The sequence below is a fragment of the Streptomyces sp. NPDC060027 genome (assembly GCF_042737005.1).
Classification (GTDB): Bacteria; Actinomycetota; Actinomycetes; order Streptomycetales; family Streptomycetaceae; genus Streptomyces.
The window spans coordinates 51,023-72,866 of record NZ_JBHWVI010000014.1; the positions used below are offsets into that span (position 1 = coordinate 51,023).

Sequence of the window (21,844 nt, forward strand, 5' to 3'; positions counted from 1 at the left end):
GGAACGGGCCCCTCACCCGCGCGACCGGGCCGCTGGTCCGGCCCGCCGCTCGGTCCCGCTACTCCGACTTGATCGCCGTCAGCATGTTCAGACGGGCCGCCCGGCGGGCCGGCCACAGCGCCGCGAGGACGCCGACCGCCGCCGCGAGGAGCAGGAAGACCGCCATCCGGCCCCAGGGCAGGACCAGTTCGTACGTCGACATCCTGCTGCCCAGCAGTTCGCCGGCCGCCCAGCCGAAGAACACGCCGAGACCGATGCCGAGGACGCCGCCGAAGAGCGAGATGACCAGGGACTCCAGACGGACCATCCGCTTGATGCCCTTGCGGTCCAGGCCGATCGCGCGGAGCATCCCGATCTCCTGGGAGCGCTCGAAGACCGACATCGCGAGGGTGTTGATGACACCGAGGACGGCGACGATCACCGCCATCGCCAGCAGCCCGTAGAGCATGTTCAGCATCAGCGTGAACATCTGCGCGATGCTGTCGGAGAGGTCCTGCTTGTCCTGGACCTTGATCGCCGGGTTGTCGCCGAGGGCCTTCTCCAGTTTGTCCTTGGCCGCGGCCGAGGCACCGCCCGCCGTCTTCACCATGACCTGCATGTCGGCGGCCTCGCTCTGGTGCGGGGCGAGCGTGGCGTTGTCCAGGATGATGCCCTGGATCATCTCGTTGCCCTCGTACACCCCGGCGACGGTCAGGCTCCCCTTCTTGCCGTCCTCGTAGGAGACCTGGAAGTCCGAACCGGCCTTCCAGCCGTGGGACTCGGCGGTGTCCGCGTCCACCACGACCCGAGCGCCGCCGACCGCGAACGAGCCGTCCGTGACGGCGAGGTCGGTGAGTTCGCGGATGGCCGCGCCGTTGACGCCGGTCAGGAACTCGGTCCGCCGGTCGATGCGGGAGGGCGCGTTGCGCAGCGAACTGGCGTCGGTGACCCCGTCGACCGCGGTGAGCCTCTTCTCGACGTCCGGGGAGAGCGAGTTGCCGTTCGCCATCGAGACGACGTAGTCCGCCTTGATCGCCGAACTGGCCATCTTGTCGATCGACTTCTGCAGGCTGCCCGCCATCACCGTCATGCCGGTGATCAGGGTGAGGCCGATCATCAGCGCCGAGGCGGTGGCGGCCGTACGGCGCGGATTGCGCACCGAGTTCTGCCGCGCCAGCTTGCCGGAGATCCCGAAGACACGCAGGACGGGAGCCGCAGCGGCGATCAGCGGGCGGGACAGCAGCGGGGTGAGGACGAAGACGCCGATGATGAGCAGCACCGCGCCGAGGCCCATCGGGGCCTGGCCGTCCGAGCCGTCCATCGTCGTCGCGTAGAGGACCACCGCGACACCGGCGGCCGCGAACAGGGCGCCGATCGTGTTCCGCAGGACCAGGGACTTCGTCGTCGCCTTCGCGTGGACGCTGCTCATCGCGGCGACCGGCGGGATCTTCGCGGCGCGGCGGCCCGGCAGCCAGGCGGCCAGCATGGTGATGAGGACGCCGACGAGCAGCGCCGTGGCGATCGTGCCGGGTGAGACGACCAGCGGGCCGTCCGGCACCGTGGCGCCGAGCGTGCCCATCAGGGAGCGCATTCCGGCGCCGATGCCGACGCCCGCCGCGAGCCCGCCGACGGCGGCGACCGCGCCGACCACGAACGCCTCGATCAGCACCGACCGGGTGACCTGGCGGCGGGAGGCGCCGACGGCGCGCAGCAGCGCCAGTTCCTTGGTGCGCTGGGCGACCAGCATGGTGAAGGTGTTGGCGATGATGAACGTGCCCACGAACAGCGCGATCCCGGCGAAGACCAGCAGGCCCGTCTTCATGCCGCTCATCGCCGAGGAGATCTGCTCGGCCTGGTCGTCGGCGAGCTGCCGGCCGGTGGTGGTGGAGGCGACCTCCTTCGGCACGACGTCGTCGAGGGCGTCGCGCAGCGCGGTCTGGCTGGTGCCCGGTGCGGCCTTCACGTCGATCTCGTCGTAGGAGCCGGCCGAGTGGAACAGCCGCTGGGCGGTCGCCGTGTCGAACAGGGCGAGGCTGCCGCCCGCGGCCACATTGCCGTCGTCGGTGGTGAAGATGCCGGTCACGACGGGCTTGAGGACGGGGCCGTCGACCGACAGGCGCACGGTGTCGCCGACCTGGTAGCCGGCCCGCTTCGCGGTCTCGGCGTCGATCGCGACCTCGCCCGTGCCGTGGGGCGCGTGCCCGGTCGTCAGCGGGTAGCGGGGGTCCTTCCCACCGTCCTTCCCGCTCCAGTAGTTGCCGCCCTGCGACTGGAAGCCGCCGCCGATGAGCTTGCCGTCCTTGTCGGCGATGGCGGTGAAGCCGTTGACGACGCCGATCGCGGAGGCGGCTCCCGGCACTGCGGCGGCCTTTTCGAGCAGCGGCGGCGTCAGTTTGTGCGTCCTGCCGAGGGTGTCGCCGGTGTCCGCCGCGCTCTCCGGCCGGATGGCGACGTCGACCTGGCCGAAGCCCTTGGCGGAGCTCTTCTGGTAGGCGTCCGAGATGGTGTTGGTGAAGACCAGGGTCCCTGACACGAACGCCACGCCGAGCAGCACGGCGAGCACGGTCATCAGGAGCCTGGCCTTGTGCGCGAATACGTTGCGCAAGGCGGTACGGAACATGGGTCTTCTCAGTCCAGGAGTCGCAGGAGGGCGCGCGAGGCCGCGGGCGGGCCGGGGACCGTGCGGAGGTGGGGGAAGGGCGCGGAACGTCGCCCGGAGCCTGGTGGCGGGGCGAGGGGCGAAGGTGCCGGTGTGGGCGGTCCGGCGGGGTGTCAGCTGGTGCGGCCCTTGCCGTCGAACTCGGGGGACGGGGAGTTTCCGCCAGGAAGGTTCCGCATGCGGTCCAGGACGGAGGCGGCGGTCGGCTCGTGGACCTCGTCGACGATCCGTCCGTCGGCGAGGAAGATGACCCGGTCCGCGTAGGCGGCGGCCACCGGGTCGTGGGTCACCATGACCACGGTCTGGCCCAGCTCCCGTACGGAGTTGCGCAGGAAGCCGAGGACCTCCGCGCCCGAGCGCGAGTCGAGGTTTCCGGTCGGCTCGTCGCCGAAGATGATGTCGGGGCGGGAGGCGAGGGCGCGGGCGACGGCGACGCGCTGCTGCTGGCCACCGGAGAGCTGGGAGGGCCGGTGGCTCAGACGGTCGGCGAGGCCGATCATCTTGATGACCGTGTCCAGCCACTCCTTGTCGGGCTTGCGGCCCGCGATGTCCATCGGGAGCGTGATGTTCTCCAGGGCCGTCAGCGTCGGCAGCAGGTTGAACGCCTGGAAGATGAAGCCGATCTTGTCCCGGCGCAGCTTGGTGAGCTGCTTGTCCTTCAGGGAGCCGAGCTCGGTGTCGCCGATGCGCACGGACCCGGAGGAGAAGCTGTCCAGTCCCGCCACACAGTGCATCAGCGTGGACTTGCCGGACCCGGAGGGGCCCATGATCGCGGTGAACTCGGCCTGCCGGAAGCCGACGCTGACCCGGTCGAGGGCGACCACCTGGGTCTCGCCCTGCCCGTAGACCTTCGACAGTTCCGTGGCGCGGGCTGCGACCGCGGTGCTTGTGCCGGCGAGGGGAGTGGTGGTCACGGGAGGGTGCTCCTGTCGGTACGACGACGTCTCGGTGACGTTGATGGGTTCGTGTTCCATCGTCCGTGCCGATCCGCGCGATGTAGTCAGCCGCTGTTCCGGTTCCGGGGGCAGACTGCGGTCGGACCGCGAGCCGTTGAGTCATACCTGGGGATGACGGACCTCCCCTGAGGGCCCTCCGGGTAGGGGGGCGTCGTCCGCAGCTCGTCCCGACGGTCTTCGGACGGTGAAATTCCGTCAATCCGCGTACACGGGCCCAGCGCGTCCGAAAGGCTGTTGGCAAGTGCTGATGGCCCGTACCGGGTGCTGATGCACCCTCAGACGTCAATAAAATAAGACAACATCGGTCCGCCTGCCCGCTGTTCGGGGGAAGTACCCCGATAGGCTCGGAACCTCGATGCGGAGCCCATGGCCTGCCCGGATGGTGGAATGCAGACACGGCGAGCTTAAACCTCGCTGCCCCTCGCGGGCGTACCGGTTCAAGTCCGGTTCCGGGCACTTCCGATCTTCACCGACGCGCACCACCCGGTCATCACCGGCGTGCGCGACATGCGTCCCGGCCGGCGCGGTCGCACGCTCATCCCCTGAACGACGGCGCTCCGTCCGGCCCTCCCGAGGGGCCGCTCGGTGAGCGCCCCGGCCGTTGACAGCGGCTTTGTGGCGGCGGAGACTCGCGGGAGTGGATCAGTGAAAGAAATTTCACTGGGCGAACAACGAGGAAGGTCAGTGGCGATGCGTACCACCGTGGGGATCGTCGGGGCCGGGCCGGCCGGGTTGCTGCTGGCCAGGCTGCTGCACCGCGCCGGGATCGAGTCGGTGGTCCTGGAGAGCCGGGACCGCGCGTACGTGGAGCAGCGGCAGCGGGCCGGGATCCTGGAGCAGGGGACCGTGGACGTGCTGCGGGCCGCCGGAGCCGGGGAGCGGATGGACCGGGAGGGGCTGCGGCACGACGGCATCGAGCTCCGGTACCGGGGAGAGCGGCACCGGATCGACTTCCCGGCGCTCACCGGCGGGCGCTCCGTGATGGTGTACGCGCAGACCGAGGTGTGCAAGGACCTCATCGCGTTGCAGCTCAAGGAGGGCGGGCCGCTGCTCTTCGAGGCCGAGGCGCTGGCCGTCGAGGGCGCCGAGGGGGACCGGGCCCGGGTGCGGTTCACGTACGAGGGGCGCGAGGACGTCCTGGAGTGCGACTACGTCGTCGGGTGCGACGGCTTCTGGGGCGTCACCCGCAAGGCGGTGCCCGCCGAGCTCTCCCGCACCTTCGAGCGGTCGTACCCCTTCGGCTGGCTCGGCATCCTCGCCGACGTCCCGCCCTCGCACGACGAACTCGTCTACGCCCGCCACGACCGCGGCTTCGCCCTGCTCAGCATGCGGTCGCCCGTCGTCTCCCGCCTCTACCTCCAGGTGCCCGAGGGCACGGACGCCCAGGCGTGGAGCGACGGGAAGATCTGGGACGAGCTGGAGCGGCGCCTGGAGACCACGGACGGCTGGCCGCTGCGACGGGGCGCCATCACCGCCAAGTCCGTCACGCCCATGCGGAGCCACGTCCACGAGCCGATGCGGCACGGCCGGCTCTTCCTCGCCGGGGACGCCGCCCACATCGTGCCGCCGACCGGCGCCAAGGGCCTCAACCTCGCCGTCGGCGACGTCGTCACCTTCGCGGGCGCCCTGGTCCACCTCAGGGGCACCGGATCGGCCGAGCGGCTCGACACCTACTCGGAGACCTGTCTGCGCCGGGTCTGGCAGGCCGAACGGTTCTCGTACGACATGACGACCCTGCTGCACCGCGACCCCGCCGCGACCCCCTTCGAGGACCGGATCCAGCTGGCCCGCCTGGAGCGGATCGCGAACTCGCGCGCGGCCGCGACGGACCTCGCCGAGGGGTACACGGGGTTTCCCTTCGGGGACCGGGAGTAGGACGACAGGAATAAGAAGGGATCAAGGCGGCTTGAAAGGGCACGAGAGCTCTCGGAAGCCGGTGTCACGGCTTGGCACCAGTGCGGGCGTACCTGGGGGCACGCGCGTACGGTGGCACAACAAGGGAAAGATCCTCCCCAAGCACTAGGGTCAATCCTTTGCCTACCTATTACTCTTGAGCCAAGGCCACGCAGGGTGGCCATGGAGGAGTGAAATGAGGAGCAGTAACCCGGTCTTCTCGCGACGGGGGTTCAGCCGCGACAACGGCTACGCGGGCTTCAACGCGGCGCCGCAGGCCGGGGGACCCGCTGTCGGCACGCAGGGGAACCCGTACGCCCAGGGCAACCCGTACGCCCAGCAGGGCGGCAACCCCTACGCGCAGAACCCGTACGCACAGCAGGACCTTCAGCACGGCGCTCCGCCGCAGGCCCCGGTCACCACCGGCCGTATGACGATGGACGACGTCGTCATGCGCTCGGCCATGACGCTCGGCACCGTCGTCGTCGGCGCCGTCCTCGCCTGGGCGCTGCTGCCGGTCTCGTCCACGAGCTACGGCCTGGCCATCGGCTCCGCGCTGATCGCCTTCGTCCTCGCGATGGTGCAGTCCTTCAAGCGCACCGCCACACCCGCGCTGATCCTCGGTTACGCCGCCTTCGAGGGCGTCTTCCTCGGGGTCATCAGCGAGATGTTCAACTCGCAGTGGTCCGGCGCGCCCTTCCAGGCGGTGCTCGGCACCATGGCGGTCACCGGCGCGACCCTGCTCGTCTACAAGGCGGGCTGGATCCGGGTGACCGCGCGGTACGCGCGCATCGGCCTGACCATCGCCATCGCCTTCGTCGTCGTCATGGCGGTGAACCTGCTGCTGGTCGCCTTCGGTCTCGCACCGGACGGCGGACTGCGCAGCAACGGCCCGCTGGGCGCGATCGTCGGCATCCTGGCGATCCTGATCGGCGCGTTCTTCCTGACCCTGGACTTCAAGCAGATCCAGGACGGCATCGCCTACGGCGCGCCGAAGGAGGAGGCCTGGCTGGCCGCGTTCGGTCTGACCATGACCCTCGTCTGGATCTACGTCGAGATGCTGCGGCTGGTCGCCATCTTCAGCGGCGACGACTAGAGGCGCCGGCGGCCGGACAGGCCGTCATGTGACCTGAAGGGCCCGCGAACCCACCGGTTCGCGGGCCCTTCGTCGTCGGGTGCCGGTCTCTCGGTGGTGCGCGCTCACAGCAGTTTGCGCGCGGCCCTCCTCAGGTCGTACTCGTGAATGATCGCCTTGGCGTGGCCGTACGCGAGATCGTGCTCGGCGCGGAGCCAGCTGACCTTTTCCTCGAAGCGGAAGAGGGCGGGTCCGTCGTCGACGGTGCGAAGCCAGTCGGAGATCTCACGACCGGTGCAATGAGGGATGCGGGCGAGCAAGTTGCGATGGGTCTCCTCGGAGAAGACTTGGGACATCGGCGCCTCCGAACGCAAAGGGGATGTAAGCCGGTCCTTCACGCCACCGTGCCTGAGGGTTGGGTTGTTGGCAACAGTCCCGCAGCTGCGCGTAGTCTCGCGGCGTGCTGGATACAACGCCGTTGACCCGTGCCGTGGACCACTTCGCCGACCGGTTGCGGGCCGCGCCGCAGAGCCGTCTGCAACGAGGGGCCGCGGCTGAGGCACTAGGGCTGGCCAGGGAGTTCGCGCTGCGCACCCAGCGGGTCGAGGACCCGTCCGGGGAGCCCCGGGAGATGCCCGACGCCGGGATGTTCGCCGCCGCCGATCAAATCACGGTCGCCGCGCACGACTTGGCGCTCGTACTGAAGAACGAGGAGGAACTGGCGGAAGCGGTCACGCTCGTGGCGGAGGCACAGAAACGCGCCGGGGTCTGATCCGTCGATCGACTCCGGCGCGGTCGCTCGGCCCGTCAGTGTGTCGACCCGCCGCTTCGGGCGGTCGGTCCGCCCCTTCGGCGGTTCGGGCCCTCGTTTCAGGGCGCGGGTCACGGAGACATCGTGACGCCGTGGGTCACGGAGACATCGTGACGCCGTGGGTCACGGAGACCTCGTGACGCCGTGGGTCACAGCGACGCTATGACGCGGTCCGCCAGGATGTACACGTTCTCCTCGCCGAAGGCGAAGGTCAGGGCGTACGCGCCCGAGACACCGGAGCCGCCGAGCAGGACCGGGGTCTCACCGGCGTCCAGAGCCGCGGCGAGCCGCTCCGCGGTCTCGCGGTGGCCCGGGGTCATGCACAGCGTCGTACCGTCGGCGAAGACGTAGACGTCGAGGGTGCCGAGCGGGCCGGGGCGGACGTCCGCCAGTTCCGTACAGGACTCGGCGAGCTCCTCCAGGCAGGCCACCGTGCGTTCGTGGTCGTTGACCACGGGTGACTGGACCGGGACGAAGTCCGGGTGCGAGGGGTGGCGGCGGCGGGCCGCGGCGAGTTCGGGGGAGTCGCCGACGGTGCCGGTCTGGAGGAACTCCTCGACGTCCGGCTCGGCGAGCGCCTCGGCCACCGGCTCCAGGTGCTCCAGGCCCACGAAGTCCGAGTGGCGCGGCAGGAACAGTTCACTGTCCGGGAGCCCGAGCAGCGACGGCGCGTCGGAGGCGTCACGCGCCTCCTGGGCGGCCCAGAAGGCCCGCGCCTCGGCGAGCTCCCGCTCCCGCTCCTCGGCGAGCGCCTCGGTCACGGCCATGCGTATCTCGTCCGCGTCGGCGGCTCCGCGCGCCGCGGGCACGAGACCCCGCGCGTCACCGGCACGGCTCTCGGCGAGTTCGCTGCGCAGGGCCGCGACCTGGTGTCGCAGACCCTGCAGGGTGCGCAGAACGGCGACGCCCACGGCCGCTGTGGCGGCGACGGCGAGCAGCAAAGCAATCGGCATGGCGCTCACTGACGTACTCCCGGTTCAAAGTCGGCCCCCGACTTCCTACATCAGCTTGAAGGGAGAACCATCAAACTGTCAGTGCGTAACGTCACGAATAGGACAGGACTTTGGGCCTGGGGTTTAGCTGCTCAACCACTCTGACCTGCCGGAATACCCTTGCGAAGGGACATAGGTCACATCTTGGGGGGGATTGGATCACAAATCGGCCCAGAGTCCCGGTGGTTACGGGCTTCTGGGCCGATTCGGTCACGGTGCGTTCAACTCCCGTTACGGGAGCGGGTCATCGTTCTCAGCTGAGGCGCTCGATGACCATCGCCATGCCCTGGCCGCCGCCGACGCACATGGTCTCCAGGCCGAACTGCTTGTCGTGGAACTGGAGGCTGTTGATGAGCGTGCCGGTGATGCGGGCGCCCGTCATGCCGAAGGGGTGGCCGATGGCGATGGCGCCGCCGTTCACGTTCAGCTTGTCCAGCGGGATGCCCAGGTCGCGGGCGCTCGGGATCACCTGGGCGGCGAAGGCCTCGTTGATCTCGAACAGGTCGATGTCGTCCACGGTGAGGCCGGCGCGGCTGAGCGCCTGCTTGCTGGCCTCCACCGGGCCGAGGCCCATGATCTCGGGGGAGAGGCCGGTGACGCCGGTCGAGACGATGCGGGCGAGCGGGGTCAGACCGAGCTCGCGGGCCTTCGTGTCGGACATGATCACGAGGGCGGCGGCGCCGTCGTTCAGGGGGCAGCAGTTGGCCGCGGTGACCATGCCGTCGGGGCGGAAGACCGGCTTGAGGCCCTGGACGCCCTCCAGCGTCACGCCCGCGCGCGGGCCGTCGTCCTTGCTGACGACCGTCCCGTCCGGGGTCGTGATCGGGGTGATCTCGCGCTCCCAGAAGCCGTTCTTGATGGCTTCCTCGGCGAGGTTCTGCGAGCGCACGCCGAACTCGTCCATGTCCTGGCGGGTGACGCCCTTGAGGCGGGCCAGGTTCTCGGCGGTCTGGCCCATCGCGATGTACGCGTCCGGGATCAGGCCGTCCGTACGCGGGTCGTGCCACGTCGAACCCTCCGACTGCGCGACCTCGAGCGTGCGGGCCTCGGCGTCGGCGAAGAGGGGGTTGTGGGTGTCGGGCATGCCGTCGGAGGTGCCCTTGATCGAACGCGACACCATCTCGACGCCCGCCGAGATGAAGACGTCGCCCTCGCCGGCCTTGATGGCGTGCAGGGCCATGCGGGAGGTCTGCAGGGAGGAGGAACAGTAACGGGTGATGGTGCAGCCCGGGAGGTGGTCCATCCCCATCTGCACGGCCACGATGCGGCCGAGGTTGTGGCCCTGCTCGCCGCCGGGGAGGCCGCAGCCGAGCATCAGGTCGTCGATGAGCTTCGGGTCGAGCTCGGGGACCTTGGCGAGGGCGGCTTCGATGATCGTGGCGGTCAGGTCGTCGGGGCGCACGTCCTTCAGGGAGCCCTTGAAGGCGCGGCCGATCGGGGAGCGGGTGGCTGAGACGATCACGGCTTCGGGCATCACGGCTCCATTGGCGTACGGGAAGTGTGCAGGGCTGGTTGGGAAGTTACCCGTACGTACCGTCGAGGTCACCGGTCTGGGTGTGTGACACCGGCCGCACTTTTCTAAGCGCTTGCTTTTTGCTGGCGGGGGCGCCTTGGGCGGTTCCTTGCGGCGAGGTGGGCTGAGGGAGCGGCCCCCTCTGCCCTACCCCCACCCGGGGCTCCGCCCCAGACCCCGTTCCTCAAACGCCGGAGGGGCTGGATTATGACCCCGCTTCCCGAGCGCCGGAGGGGTTGGATCCTGCCTCGCTCCTCAAATGCCGGAGGGGCTGGATTTGGCCGGTCGGGGCTGGATTCCCGGTGCCGGTCGGGGTGAGGTGCCCAGGGGCGCGGGGAACTGCGCGGCCAGCCCCCACGCACCCGCAGCCGGGGACGCGGCCCGGAACCCTTCCCCCGGGACCCGAGACCGGGGACCGGGGACCGGGGACCCGTTCCCAGGGGTCAGGGGGACGGGGCCGGGGCCGGGTCTGTGGCGGGGAGGCGGCGGCGTCGGCGGCGTTTGAGGAGGGCCCAGGGGCCGCGAGGGCCCGTCGGCATCGCGGCGGCGACCTCGGTGCCGGGCTCGGACGCGGCCTCGGCGGCCGCCCGGGCGACCGGCAGGAACCCCTCGTGGCGCGAGACGTCCGGACGCTCCTCCTCCGCCGGCCAGAGGCCCAGCGCCGCACAGACCGTGGGCAGCAGAGCCATGGCCACCGTGGCGTACCCCTCCGCCGAGGGGTGGTAGTGGTCGGGACCGAAGAGCTCGCGCGGGTTCGCCGCGAACTCCGGGCCCAGCAGGTCGCCCAGCGACACCGTACGGCCGCCCTGCTCGACCGTTCCGATCGTCTGGGCGGCGGCCAGCTGACGGGACGCGCGCCGAGCCAGCCAGCGCAGCGGCTGCTGGACCTGCTCGACCGTGCCCAGGTCGGGACAGGTGCCGACGACGACCTCCGCACCGGCCGTGCGCAGCCGGCGTACCGCCGCGGACAGGTGACGTACGGAGCGCGTCGGCGGCATCCGGTGCGTGACGTCGTTCGCCCCGATCATGATCACGCAGATGTCGGGCAGCAGGGCGGTATCGGTGACGGCGAGCGCGACCTGGCGGTCCAGGTCGTCCGACTGGGCGCCCGGCAGCGCCACATTGCACAGCTCCACCGGCCGCTCGGCCACCGCCGCGAGCCCGGAGGCCAGCAGCGCGCCCGGCGTCTGGCGGGCCCGGCGCACCCCCTGGCCCGCGGCCGTGGAGTCGCCGAGCATCGTCAGGCGCAACGGGGGTTCATCAGGAGAGGCACCGGCGTAGTCGTACCCGTAGAGACCGTCCGCGCGCGGGGCGTAGGGAGCGTGCCCGTTGCCCACATGCCGTTTCACCATCTGCACCTCGGCCAGCACCAGGCCGACGGCCGCCGCACCCACCAGCCCGACCCCGCCACCGCCGTACGCCGCTCCCGCAGCGATCCGCCGGGCCACCCTCGCCCTCGACAAGCTCGACATCCGTCGCCGCCACCTCCTTGTAGCCGTACAACCACTGCTTGCCCCGAAGGACGGGTCGGCCAATCTCAACGGCGCGTGAACGGCTGCGCAGGGCCGTAGGCTGACGGGACCATTCCTGTTGAAAACGCAGCTCCGGAGACAACGGTGCAATTCCACGACTCGATGATCAGTCTCGTCGGCAACACCCCGCTGGTGAGGCTCAACAACGTGACCGCGGGCATCCAGGCGACCGTCCTGGCAAAGGTCGAGTACTTCAACCCCGGCGGATCCGTGAAGGACCGCATCGCCCTGCGCATGATCGAGGCCGCGGAGGAGAGCGGCGCCCTCAAGCCCGGCGGCACGATCGTCGAGCCGACCAGTGGGAACACCGGTGTGGGGCTCGCCATCGTGGCGCAGCAGAAGGGGTACAAGTGCATCTTCGTGTGCCCCGACAAGGTTTCCACCGACAAGATCAACGTGCTGCGCGCGTACGGGGCCGAGGTCGTGGTCTGCCCCACCGCCGTCGACCCGGAGCACCCGGACTCGTACTACAACGTCTCCGACCGGCTGGTGCGGGAGACCCCGGGAGCCTGGAAGCCCGACCAGTACTCCAACCCCAACAACCCCCTCTCGCACTATCACTCGACCGGCCCCGAGCTGTGGGATCAGACGGAGGGGAAGATCACCCACTTCGTCGCGGGTGTGGGCACCGGCGGCACGATCTCCGGTACCGGCCGGTATCTGAAGGACGCCAGTGACGGCAAGGTGCAGGTCGTCGGCGCCGACCCCGAGGGGTCCGTGTACTCCGGCGGTTCCGGCCGGCCCTACCTGGTCGAGGGCGTCGGCGAGGACTTCTGGCCGACCGCGTACGACCGTACGGTCGCGGACGAGATCGTCGCCGTGTCCGACAAGGACTCCTTCCAGATGACGCGCCGGCTGGCCAAGGAGGAGGGGCTGCTCGTCGGCGGCTCCTGCGGCATGGCCGTGGTCGCCGCGCTGCGGGTCGCCGAGCGTCTGGGCCCCGACGACGTCGTCGTCGTGCTGCTCCCCGACAGCGGGCGCGGCTACCTCAGCAAGATCTTCAACGACGAGTGGATGGCCGACTACGGCTTCCTGGAGGACACCGGCCCGAGCGCCCGTGTCGCCGACGTGCTGAACGACAAGGCGGGCGGCTCCATCCCCTCGCTCGTCCACATGCACCCGGAGGAGACCGTCGGCGAGGCCATCGAGGTGCTGCGCGAGTACGGCGTCTCGCAGATGCCGATCGTCAAGCCGGGCGCCGGTCACCCGGACGTGATGGCCGCCGAGGTCATCGGGTCGGTCGTGGAGCGGGAGCTCCTTGACGCGCTGTTCACCAAGCGGGCCTCGCTGGAGGACCCGCTGGAGAAGCACATGTCGTCGCCGCTGCCCCAGGTCGGTTCCGGTGAGCCGGTCGGCGACCTGATGTCCGTGCTCGGTGGCGCCGACGCCGCGATCGTGCTCGTCGAGGGCAAGCCCACCGGTGTCGTCAGCCGGCAGGACCTGTTGTCCTTCCTGGCCAAGGGCGGCACCAGGGCGTAGCCGCGTCGCGCGGGCGCCGCCGAGGGCGGCGCCCGACGGGGCCCGGGGGCGCACGGGTGACGGCCGGGGGCGGCGCCGGGCGCACAACATTCGGTCGTCCGCGCCTACGGCAGGATATTTGTTCGAACTGTCGGATCCGTGGTGGATCTTCCGGCTCGGTCCGGGGTGAACTTCGCGGAAGTGGTACGAGCGCGTCACGTCCGCGCAGCACCCGCTTAACACAGGTCCGGCACATTGGTGGGTGTCGGCAGGGCGGGAGCGGCTCCCCGCCCGGGCCGACGCCAAAACGGCGCCAAGGACCTCCGGAGCGGCTCCCGGACCTCCATGGACGCCTAGGACGCGCAAGCCCGGTCCTGACCCGGCCCGCGTCCCTCGCGGGGACCGCCGTCGTCCCGCCCCCCGGTAACGGGGGTGCGGCGGTCCCCGCGCAACACGTCGAAGGGCCCGGCACTTGTCTCAAGTGCCGGGCCCTTTCGTGTGCGTTCCGAGTGTCGGGCCCTCTCGTGCGTTCCGAGCGTCGGGCCCTTTCGTGCGTCCCACGCCGTCGTCCCACACCGGCGTCGTGCCGTCGTCCCGCGCGGCACCCGTTCCCCGTGCGGACGGCGCTTCGCGGAGCCCCGTTCCCCCCGTGACGTCCGTTCCGGAGGCCGCTAGTCCTCCCAGTCGGACTCCGGCCGGTTCTTGCGGCGGCCGAAGAAGTTCGGGGAGAGGCGCGCGGCCTGGACCACGTTCACCCCGACGATGCCGACCCAGGCGACGAGCAGTCCGGGCAGGTGCGCGACTCCGCCGCCGATCGCGGACAGCGGGATCGCGAGGACGAGCGAGACGATCCCGAAGCCGAAACGCTCGCCCCAGGAGTCGGACGACTGGGGTGACCGCGCGCCGCGCGCCACCACCATCTGCTGTTCGGCGAGCTGGCGCCGCACCCGGCGGTCGACCGCGCCGTCGAGGCGCTGCTCGACCTTCTCCAGGAACGAGTCGACCAACGCGGACTCGTACTCGTCGCCGAGCTCCCTGCGCGCGTGCAAGGTGGCGTCGAGTTCCTTCTTCAGTTCGGCGTCGCCGTGGCGGGCTTCCATACCGGTCATGCCCTTCACGTTAGGCAGCGGCGGCCCCCGGGACACTGGGGATAGCCCCCCTCTTGCGGCTGGGCCGAGCCCCCGGGCGGGTGCCGGAAGATGTCCCTTGCCCGCCCTGCATACCTTCATGCAGAGTTGTCGGTACGTGAATAGGTGGTCGATGGTCGGCCTCGATCACCGGGACCTGTGGCCACCGGGCAAGATCCCGTGTCCGGACCGAGGTGTCCGGACGGAGAAGGGTGTGCGAGTGGTGTCGTCTGGGAGCGTGGACACGTCGCGTGCGGTGACGCCTCCGGCGCACCTCGCGCTCGTGGTCCTGGACGGCCGCAGCACCGGTGTCGACGACGTCGTACGGCTCGCCGACGGTGCCGCGCGGCCGGTTCCCGGCACCGACGCGATGAAGCGGGTCGAGGACGCCTGGTGCGCCGCCCGGCAGATCGCCGCCACCGGCCGCGTCTACGGCCGCTCCACCGGCGTCGGCGCGAACCGCAACGAGGACGTGCCCTCCCCCGAGTTCTCGGCTTCGCTCGGACAGGGGGGACCCCCACCGGCGGCCGCCGACCACGGCCTGCGCCTGTTGCGCAGCCACGCGGGCGCGATCGGGGAGGAACTGCCCGCCCGCCAGGTCCGCGCGATGCTCGCCGTCCGCGCGAACCAGCTTCTGGCGGGCGGCGCCGGACTGCGGCCCACCGTCGTGACGGCGCTGTGCGAGGCGCTGGAGAACGGCGCGTACCCGGTCGTCAACGAGTTCGGCTCGGTCGGCACCGGGGACATCGCCGCACTGGCCCAGGTGGGCCTGGCCCTCGCGGGGGAGCACCCCTGGCGGGGTCCGGATGGTTCGGTGTCCGGTGGAGCCGGGGCGAACGGGTCGGTGACGGAGGGGCGGCCGGCGGAGGATCCCCGGCAGGGCGCGGACGGCCCGGCATCCGGCGGGACAGGGGTCAGGGCGCCGCGGGCGGGGGAGTGGTCCCGGCGTGGGGCGAAGGGTTCGGCGGGGGCGGGGGAGCGGTCCCGGGGCGGGGCGGAGGGGGCGGCGGAGTGGTCCCGGCGGCTTGCGGAGGGTCCGGGTGCGCGGTCCGGTGGGTGGGCGGCCCCGGAGGCGCAGCCGCTCGACGACAACGACGCGCTCGCACTCATCAGCAGCAACGCGCTCACCCTCGGGCAGGCCGCGCTCGCGCTGCACGAACTGCGCGGGCTGATCGGCGCCACCCAGGTCGTCGCCGCCCTGTCGCTGCTGGCGGTCGACGGGTCCCACGAGGCGTACGCGGCGCCCGTGCACGCGGCCCGGCCGCACCGCGGCTCCATCGAAGCGGCGCGCCGGATGCGGGAGTTGATCGGGGCCGCGGACCGGCCCACGCCACCGCTCGGGCGGATCCAGGACCCGTACGGCTTCCGCTGCCTCCCGCAGATACACGGCCCCGCGCACGACGCGGCGGACGCGCTGGAGGCGGTCCTCGCGGTGGAGATCAACGCCGCCGCCGAGAACCCGCTCATCTCCCCCGAGGACATGGCCGCGTACCACCACGGCGGCTTCTACCAGGCCCAACTCGCCCTCGCCCTCGACCACTTCAGGCTCGCCGTCACCCAGGTGGCACGTCTGTCCACCTCCCGCCTGTCCACCCTCAACGAACCCGCCTACACACGGCTGCGCCCGTTCCTCGCCGACCACGAGCCGGCGTCCTCCGGCGTGATGATCCTGGAGTACGCCGCCGGTGCCGCACTCGGTGACCTGCGGGCCTTCTCCGCGCCCGCGTCGCTCGGCCACGCTGTACTCTCCCGGGGCGTCGAGGAACAGGCGAGCTTCGCCTCGCTCGCCGCACGCCAGACGCTGCGGGCGTGCGGTGCGTACCGTCTCGTCGTCGGCTGCGAACTGGTCGCCGCGGTACGGGCGCTGCGCCAGCGCGATCTGCGGCCCGACCCGGAGCTGCCGGCCGGGCGGGCACTGGAACTGGCCGAGGCGGTGCTCGACGCGGAGCACGCCGACCGGCCGCTCACGGACGATGTGACGGCGGCCGCCGCACTGCTCGACCGGTTCACGGACATCTGGAGGGGGAGCACGTCATGAGCGCGGGCACAGACAGGAACGCGGGCGGAAGCGTGCACGTGGACAGCGCCGCGAACAGGGACGGGAACAGCACCGCGAACAGGGACGGGAACAGGGACGTGAACGTGGACGGGGACGCGAACGGGGACGCCGCCGTGGGGAGTGGCGCGACGGTGAGCGACAGCCCCGCCGGGCGTCTCCAGGCCCTCTTCGAAGGGCGCCGGCTCACCCCGACCCAGCGGCGCATCGCGCACAGCATGGTGCGGCGCGCCGCCGACGTGCCGTTCCTGTCCAGCGTCGAACTCGCCGAACTCGCCGGAGTCAGCCAGCCCTCCGTCACCCGCTTCGCGGTCGCCCTCGGCTTCGACGGCTACCCGGCGCTGCGCAAGCATCTGCGCGAGGTCGCGCCCGCCGAACCGGCCACCGACACCGCCTCGTACAACGAGTACCAGCAGGCCGTCGAGGCCGAGATCGAGAACCTGCGTCACCTCGCCGAGGTGCTCGCCGATCCGCGCCCCGTCGCGAGGGCGGGGCGTCTGCTGGCCGCGTCCCGTCCGCTGCCCGTCCTCGGACTGCGCGCCGCCGCCTCCCAGGCCTACGGCTTCGCCTACTTCGCCGCCAAGGTCCACCCCGACGTACGGCTGCTGCACGAGGGCGGCACGATGCTCCAGGACCGCGTCGACGCGGCCGTCCGGGCCGGGGCCACCGCACTGCTGTGCTTCGCGCTGCCCCGGCATCCGCGCGAGGTCGTCGACGCCCTCGGCTACGCGAAGGAGGCCGGGCTGACCGTCGTCACGGTCGCCGACTCGGCGTTCGCGCCGGTGGCGAAGGTGTCCGACCTGCTGCTCCCCGCCGCCGTCGGCACCGGTCTCGCCTTCGACACGGCCTGCGCGCCGATGCTGCTGGGCCGCGTCCTGCTGGAGGCCATGTGCGACGACCTGCCGGACGCGCAGGCGCGGCTGGAGCAGTTCGACGCGCGCGCCGCGGTGCGGGGCCTGTTCGTGGAGTAGGCGAGGCGCGGGGCCTGTTCGTGGAGTAGGCGAGGCGCGGGCCGCCGCGCGGGACGGTCCGCGGAGCGGGTGCCGGGTGCCGTTTTCGGCGCTTCTCAGACTCGTCTCACCTTCCGTGGCTAGCCTGCGCGCCCAGAGACACACGGGCGCGGCGGCGGTCGGCGACGGGCCCGTGGACGCGAAGGCGCTGAGACGGGAGGCAGATCGTGGCGCGCGGAGGACAGGGCTTGGCCCGCATGGCCGTCGTGGTGAGGGCCGGAGCCGCACCGCTCTGGTGGTGCGGGGTGGTGGCCGCCGGAACCGGTTTGCTGGTCCCCGGACTGACCGGGCGCAGGATCGGCGTCCTGGCGGGCGCCGCGCTGTTCATCGGCGCGGCGGTCGTGGTGGCGTACGGGCGCAGGAAGCGGTACGCCGCCCTGGTCCGCTCCGCCGATCGCGCCGGTAAGCACGATGTGCTCCAGGACCGTGCCGTGACGCTTCGCAACTGGCGCCGGGGCCACCGCTGGTGGCTTCTCCTCGCCTTCGCGGCCGCGCTGGGCAGCTCGTTCGCCGTGCCCGCCGCGGGCGGCATGCTGCTCGCCGGGGCGGGGGTCGGACTGTGGCTGAAGGCCCGTCGGCTCGGGCGGCTCGAACATGCCGAGCAGGCGCTGATCTGGGTGCGTGTCGACTGGCTGGGCCCGCGTGCCGGTGCCCCCGTGGGCAAGCCGGTCCGGGCCGTCCGGGCCACCGGAGTGGCGGGGGGCGACGCCGCGCCCGGCGGGGCGCGGCGTCGCTGACCGGGCCGGAACTAAACCTCCAGGTCGGCCTCGATCCTCTTCAGTTGGTGTCGGGCCATCGCCAGGTTGGCGCGCTTCTGGTCGAGCACCAGGTACAGGAAGAGGCCGTTTCCGCCGCGGCCCTTGATGAGCCGGATCAGGTGGTACTGGTCGGAGAGCGTGATCAGGATGTCCTCGATGTCGCCCTTCAGCCCCAGGTGTTCCATGGTCCGGAGTTTGGCCCGGACGACGTCGGTGTTGCCGGCGGCCGCGACGGTGAGGTCGAATCCCTTGCTGCCACCGATCGTGCCCAGCGCCATTCCGCTGGTGTAGTCGACGAGGGCGGCTCCGGTAGCGCCCTCGATGGACGCCAGTGCCTCTTTGAGCGCGGTCTCGGTGTTCGTCATGGTGCGTTGCTCCTTCAACTCTCTGATGTTCTCGGGTGGTTGGTGGCAGGGGTAGAGGTGGTGCGCGCGGCGGCGGTGCCGCGCGCGGTGCGCGTGCGCGAAGTGCCCGACGAGGGCTTCGCAGAGGTCTTGGCCGGCTCGGTGACCGGCTCGCCGCGCGCCGTGGCGGCGTCGACGAGCTCGCCGATCCGGGTGCTGGAACGCCGCCCCTCCAGGTGCAGGCGGCCGACATTGACACGGTCCTGGGCCAGCAGCGTCAGGACGGCGGAGCCGCCTGCCGCGTAGGTCGCCACGTAGCCGTGCACGCCGCGTACCAGCAGCTCACGCAGGTCGCCGTGCCCGGTGGACTCGGCCATGCGGATGGCGACCCCCAGGGCGGCCGCGGTGAGCGCGGCCAGGCCGTCCGGCTCCACACCGGGCGTGTCGTGGGCGAGGACGAGACCGTCGGCGCTGGCCGCGAGCGCTCCGGTCAGCTGGGGCACACGGGCCCTCAACCGATGTAGTTCGTCGAGGACTTCGGGCTCCGCCGCCATCAGCAGTCTCCTCTCGGCACGCTGTCGTAGCGCGCGGATCACAAGGCCTCCCGCGGGTTGGGACTCACAAGGCCTCCAGCGCGTCTCTGAGTCGTCGCAGCAACGCGACGTCGGGATCGGCGGAGGTCTGGGTGAGCACGCTGGGAGGGGGAAGCGGCTGCGGGGCGGGCGCGGCCGTCACGAGCCCGGCGGCGGCGAGTCGGCGCAGGTCGACGAGCGTGTGGAAGGCGGGCCGCCCCAGCGCGAGGGAGACGTCCGCCGCCGTGCGGACGCCGTCCACCCGGCCGAGGACGGCCTCCTGGCGCTGCGGCACCGTCGGCCCCGCGGTGAGCGAGGCACGCCGCAGCGGCGCGGTGTCGGTCGCGGGGTCGGGCCATATGCGGTGCAGCAGTTCGCGCCGGCGCACCGTCTCACGCTCCAGCGCGGCCACCGTGACGGGGCGGAGGGGGCCGAACCAGTGCGCGGCGCCGTACCGGAAGCGGGTCGGGGTGCTGCTCGGTCCGAGGACGAAGTACGCCGCGTCGTACAGCGAGCCGAGGTGGCACAGCTCCAGCGCGCCCTCCGCTATCCGCCCGCTGTCGATCAGGAACCGGCCGACCCGGCGGCGTGCTCCGGCCGCGGCGACCGCCTCCCGCCACACCTCGGCGTCCAGCACCCCGCGGACGGAGAACAGCACGTCGAGTCCGGGCGTGGCCGGGCTCTCGGCGTGCACCACCTCGCCGTCGGCGAGGTAGAGGGTGCCGCGCTCGCGGATGAGGACGCCGGTGGCCCGCTCGTCGGCGAGCCGGCTGAGCATCGGGGAGACGCCGGCGGCGGCGCTCGGCGCCCTGTCCCGGACCGGGAGCCGGGGCGGGGGAGGTGTCCTGACCGTCGTCATACGAGCACCAGCCGTCCGGCCATCTCGCCGAGCCGGATGCGTGCCAGGGCGAGATTGCCGTCCGAGCGGCCCAGCCACAGGTGCAGGAACACGCTGCTGTCGAAGGTGGTCCGGACGAACCGCAGGACGTGATAGCTGTCGCGGTTGCTGATGATCAAGTCCTCGATGGGGGTCTCCTGGTCGGACCACTCGGACCAGTCGGAGCCGTCCTTCGGGGCGAACGAGCGGTTCTCCGCGGCGAGCCGGGCCAGCTCGGCGGCCTCCGCCGCGGTCGTCTCGTGGTCGTCGCCCGGTGCGTCGCCGACCGTGCCCAGGGCCAGGCCGCTGGTCCAGTCGACCACCGAGGCACCCCGCGCACCGGGCAGTGTCATGGCTTCCAGTAGGCACTCGTCGATTCCGGGCACCGTGTCTCCCCTCCCGCCAAGGGTTCGGCCGAGTGACGCAGAAGTTACGCACTGTGTGCGAGGGAGGGGAGTGATCGGGCATTTTCCTGTGGAACATGCCCCTGATGGCTAAGGTGGGTCAACTGACCACATTTTCCGGCGTGCGGAACCCACCGGTGGCCGATTTGTGCTGCCTCGGGGTGCGCGACCGGGGCGCCCGTGAGCGTGCTGGGGCGCACGCGGCATCCGGATGCGCTCCGGGTCCCCTGGCGCGCCCCCTTTCCGTCCCCGGAGCGCCGGCGGTGGCTACAGCGCGGTGAGCGACGGCCCGTGTGCGCCGCCCGACTCCGCGACGATCTCGTCGAGCGTCTGCGGCTCCCGTACGACCGCGAAACGCACGCCGTCGGCGCCGTCACCGGCCGGTGCGAAGCCGTAGATGCCGGGGCGGGCAAGGGAGTTGTACGCGTAGTGGTGGGCGAAGCAGTATGCGCCGGTGTCCAGCGCGGCCACGTGGTCGCCCTGTTCGAGCAGCGGCAGCGCGCGGCCCTTCGCCAGCAGGTCGCCCGCGAAGCAGGCGGGGCCCGCGACGTCCTGGACGACGTCCGGCCCGGTCCTGGGGCGGCCCTTCGCGTCGTACGCGGCGATCCGCAGCGGCCAGGCCTCCGGGGCGTACACCGTGCGGGTCGCCACCTGCACCCCCGCGTGGGTGACCGCGACCGCCCGGCCCCCGGCGGACTTCGCGTACTCGACCCGCGCCAGCACCGTCCCGTGCTTGGCGAGGAGTGACCGCCCGAACTCGGTGACCAGCCCGTACCGCCCGTCGAACAGTCCCGGCACCACCTCCGAGAGCAGCCGCGCGTACTGCGCGTACGTCGGGGCCGTCGCGTCGGAGGCGAAGTCGACCGGCAGTCCGCCGCCGATGTCGATCGTGTCGACCTGCCGCCGCCCGACCTGCCGGTTGATCTCCTCCGCCAGCGCGTACGTCTCCGCCACGCCCTGTGCCATCAGTGAGAGGGGCATGCCCTGCGAGCCCGAGTGCGCGTGCAGCCGGGTCAGCCAGGGGCGGTCGGCGTACGCCCGCACGATCCACGCGCGGGCCCCCTCGTCCCGTAGCGCGACCCCGAACTTGGAGGTCGCCGTGGCCGTCGACAGCGCCTCGATCGAACCCCCGCCGACCTGCGGGTTCACCCGGAGCCCGATGGGGGAGCCGGTGGCCGCCGAGCGGACCATGGCGTCGATGCGGTCCAGCTCCTGCGGATTGTCCGCGTTGACCGCGATGCCCAGCGCCAGCGCCTCGCGCAGTTCGTCGGGGGTCTTGGCGGGCGAGTCGAGCACGGTCAGGGCGGGCGGTATCCCGGCCGCCCGGGCCAGCGCGAGCTCTCCGGGGCTCGCCACCTCCGCGCCGATGCCCTGCTCGTGCAGCAGCCGCAGTACGGGCACCAGGGGCGTCGCCTTCACCGCGAAGGCGTGCAGTACGGGAGTGCCGGGAGCGGTCACCGCGTCGAAGGCGGCGCGCAGCGCGGCGGCCGAGGCCCGGATGCCGGAGATGTCGAGGAGCGCGACGATGGGGTGACCCGGGGTGAGGAGGCCCTGTTCCACGGCGCCACGCACGGCGTCGTCCCGCCGGGAGACCCGCTCGGAGTCCGGCTCGCTCCCGCTCGCGTCGGCCACCCGGCCCCAGCGTGCCGTCCGACCCCGGTCCGTAGTCCCGCCCCCGCTCGCCGTCGTCGTCCCGGTCCCGTCCGCTGTCCCGCGCCCTGTCGTCGTCCCGGTCCCGTCCGTTGCCCCGCGCCCGCCCGCCGTCGTCCCGTCCGCGTCCGTCGTCCCGTCCCCATCTGTCGTCGGGCCGCCCGAAGGCGTCCCCGAA

The 21,844-nt window shown here is 71.8% G+C and carries 19 protein-coding genes and 1 tRNA gene; 8 read left to right on the plus strand and 12 right to left on the minus strand.

All coding sequences use genetic code 11. The annotated features are described in order from the left end of the window. Positions 1 to 58: 58 nt before the first annotated feature. Together ACFWBT_RS05970 and ACFWBT_RS05975 are read right to left on the minus strand one after the other, a co-directional pair. The gene (locus tag ACFWBT_RS05970) at positions 59 to 2,599 is read right to left on the minus strand and encodes an ABC transporter permease (RefSeq protein ID WP_385696436.1); all 2,541 of its coding nucleotides are present in this window, start codon (positions 2,597 to 2,599) and stop codon (positions 59 to 61) included. Positions 2,600 to 2,751: 152 nt separating this feature from the next. Further along, positions 2,752 to 3,552, minus strand: a complete 801-nt coding sequence (locus ACFWBT_RS05975; RefSeq protein WP_385696439.1) for an ABC transporter ATP-binding protein — start codon at positions 3,550 to 3,552, stop codon at positions 2,752 to 2,754. A 415-nt stretch (positions 3,553 to 3,967) separates the two neighbouring features. Here ACFWBT_RS05975 and ACFWBT_RS05980 point away from each other — a divergent pair. From ACFWBT_RS05980 to ACFWBT_RS05990, 3 genes are all read left to right on the plus strand, one after another. Next, positions 3,968 to 4,050 (plus strand) — tRNA-Leu (locus ACFWBT_RS05980). 234 nt (positions 4,051 to 4,284) lie between these two features. Then, positions 4,285 to 5,469: a 4-hydroxybenzoate 3-monooxygenase gene (locus tag ACFWBT_RS05985; protein WP_385696442.1), complete on the plus strand. Its 1,185-nt coding sequence runs from the start codon at positions 4,285 to 4,287 to the stop codon at positions 5,467 to 5,469. A gap of 214 nt (positions 5,470 to 5,683) precedes the next feature. Then, a complete protein-coding gene (locus ACFWBT_RS05990; protein ID WP_385696445.1) occupies positions 5,684 to 6,583 on the plus strand; it encodes a Bax inhibitor-1/YccA family protein in 900 nt (299 codons plus the stop codon). A gap of 104 nt (positions 6,584 to 6,687) precedes the next feature. Here ACFWBT_RS05990 and ACFWBT_RS05995 read toward each other — a convergent pair whose 3' ends face one another. Continuing rightward, positions 6,688 to 6,918 (minus strand): DUF4287 domain-containing protein, encoded by a 231-nt coding sequence (locus ACFWBT_RS05995; RefSeq protein ID WP_385696448.1) that lies wholly within the window; start codon positions 6,916 to 6,918, stop codon positions 6,688 to 6,690. A 104-nt stretch (positions 6,919 to 7,022) separates the two neighbouring features. On the opposite strand from ACFWBT_RS05995, the gene ACFWBT_RS06000 reads away from it, so the two are divergent. Next, complete coding sequence (locus ACFWBT_RS06000) at positions 7,023 to 7,334, plus strand: hypothetical protein (protein ID WP_261704010.1); 312 nt, start codon at positions 7,023 to 7,025, stop codon at positions 7,332 to 7,334. Positions 7,335 to 7,522: 188 nt separating this feature from the next. On the opposite strand, the gene ACFWBT_RS06005 is transcribed toward ACFWBT_RS06000, so the two are convergent. The 3 genes from ACFWBT_RS06005 to ACFWBT_RS06015 all read right to left on the minus strand — a co-directional run bounded on the left by ACFWBT_RS06005 (position 7,523) and on the right by ACFWBT_RS06015 (position 11,350). Further along, positions 7,523 to 8,326 carry a hypothetical protein gene (locus ACFWBT_RS06005; RefSeq protein WP_385696451.1) on the minus strand — a complete coding sequence of 268 codons (804 nt, stop codon included), beginning with the start codon at positions 8,324 to 8,326 and terminating at the stop codon, positions 7,523 to 7,525. Between the two features lie 292 nt (positions 8,327 to 8,618). Continuing rightward, positions 8,619 to 9,839, minus strand: a complete 1,221-nt coding sequence (locus ACFWBT_RS06010) for an acetyl-CoA C-acetyltransferase (protein WP_385696454.1) — start codon at positions 9,837 to 9,839, stop codon at positions 8,619 to 8,621. 482 nt (positions 9,840 to 10,321) lie between these two features. Continuing rightward, on the minus strand, positions 10,322 to 11,350 hold the full coding sequence (locus tag ACFWBT_RS06015) for an SGNH/GDSL hydrolase family protein (protein WP_385696456.1): 1,029 nt from the start codon (positions 11,348 to 11,350) through the stop codon (positions 10,322 to 10,324). 144 nt (positions 11,351 to 11,494) lie between these two features. On the opposite strand from ACFWBT_RS06015, the gene ACFWBT_RS06020 reads away from it, so the two are divergent. Further along, positions 11,495 to 12,889, plus strand: a complete 1,395-nt coding sequence (locus tag ACFWBT_RS06020; RefSeq protein WP_385696459.1) for a cystathionine beta-synthase — start codon at positions 11,495 to 11,497, stop codon at positions 12,887 to 12,889. A 650-nt stretch (positions 12,890 to 13,539) separates the two neighbouring features. On the opposite strand, the gene ACFWBT_RS06025 is transcribed toward ACFWBT_RS06020, so the two are convergent. Further along, entirely contained in the window at positions 13,540 to 13,977 is a 438-nt protein-coding gene (locus ACFWBT_RS06025; protein ID WP_385696462.1) for a hypothetical protein, read from the minus strand. Positions 13,978 to 14,218: 241 nt separating this feature from the next. Between ACFWBT_RS06025 and ACFWBT_RS06030 the strand changes: the two genes are divergently transcribed. From ACFWBT_RS06030 to ACFWBT_RS06040, 3 genes are all read left to right on the plus strand, one after another. Continuing rightward, positions 14,219 to 16,033, plus strand: coding sequence for an aromatic amino acid ammonia-lyase (locus ACFWBT_RS06030; protein ID WP_385696465.1), 1,815 nt, complete (start codon positions 14,219 to 14,221; stop codon positions 16,031 to 16,033). Then, positions 16,030 to 17,022, plus strand: a complete 993-nt coding sequence (locus tag ACFWBT_RS06035; protein WP_385696468.1) for a MurR/RpiR family transcriptional regulator — start codon at positions 16,030 to 16,032, stop codon at positions 17,020 to 17,022. Before ACFWBT_RS06030 ends, ACFWBT_RS06035 begins: the two co-directional genes overlap by 4 nt. A 236-nt stretch (positions 17,023 to 17,258) precedes the next feature. Continuing rightward, positions 17,259 to 17,798 (plus strand): hypothetical protein, encoded by a 540-nt coding sequence (locus ACFWBT_RS06040; RefSeq protein WP_385696502.1) that lies wholly within the window; start codon positions 17,259 to 17,261, stop codon positions 17,796 to 17,798. Between the two features lie 11 nt (positions 17,799 to 17,809). Here the strand turns inward: ACFWBT_RS06040 and ACFWBT_RS06045 are convergent, their stop codons facing one another. From ACFWBT_RS06045 to ACFWBT_RS06065, 5 genes are all read right to left on the minus strand, one after another. Continuing rightward, positions 17,810 to 18,184 (minus strand): hypothetical protein, encoded by a 375-nt coding sequence (locus tag ACFWBT_RS06045; RefSeq protein WP_266759533.1) that lies wholly within the window; start codon positions 18,182 to 18,184, stop codon positions 17,810 to 17,812. Positions 18,185 to 18,198: 14 nt separating this feature from the next. Continuing rightward, the gene (locus tag ACFWBT_RS06050) at positions 18,199 to 18,717 is read right to left on the minus strand and encodes a roadblock/LC7 domain-containing protein (protein ID WP_385696471.1); all 519 of its coding nucleotides are present in this window, start codon (positions 18,715 to 18,717) and stop codon (positions 18,199 to 18,201) included. A 64-nt stretch (positions 18,718 to 18,781) separates the two neighbouring features. Further along, on the minus strand, positions 18,782 to 19,594 hold the full coding sequence (locus ACFWBT_RS06055) for a transcriptional regulator (RefSeq protein WP_385696474.1): 813 nt from the start codon (positions 19,592 to 19,594) through the stop codon (positions 18,782 to 18,784). After that, positions 19,591 to 19,998 carry a hypothetical protein gene (locus ACFWBT_RS06060; RefSeq protein WP_261704018.1) on the minus strand — a complete coding sequence of 136 codons (408 nt, stop codon included), beginning with the start codon at positions 19,996 to 19,998 and terminating at the stop codon, positions 19,591 to 19,593. Before ACFWBT_RS06060 ends, ACFWBT_RS06055 begins: the two co-directional genes overlap by 4 nt. 285 nt (positions 19,999 to 20,283) lie before the next feature. Next, positions 20,284 to 21,648, minus strand: coding sequence for a diaminopimelate decarboxylase (locus ACFWBT_RS06065; protein WP_385696477.1), 1,365 nt, complete (start codon positions 21,646 to 21,648; stop codon positions 20,284 to 20,286). Between the last annotated feature and the right edge of the window lie 196 nt (positions 21,649 to 21,844).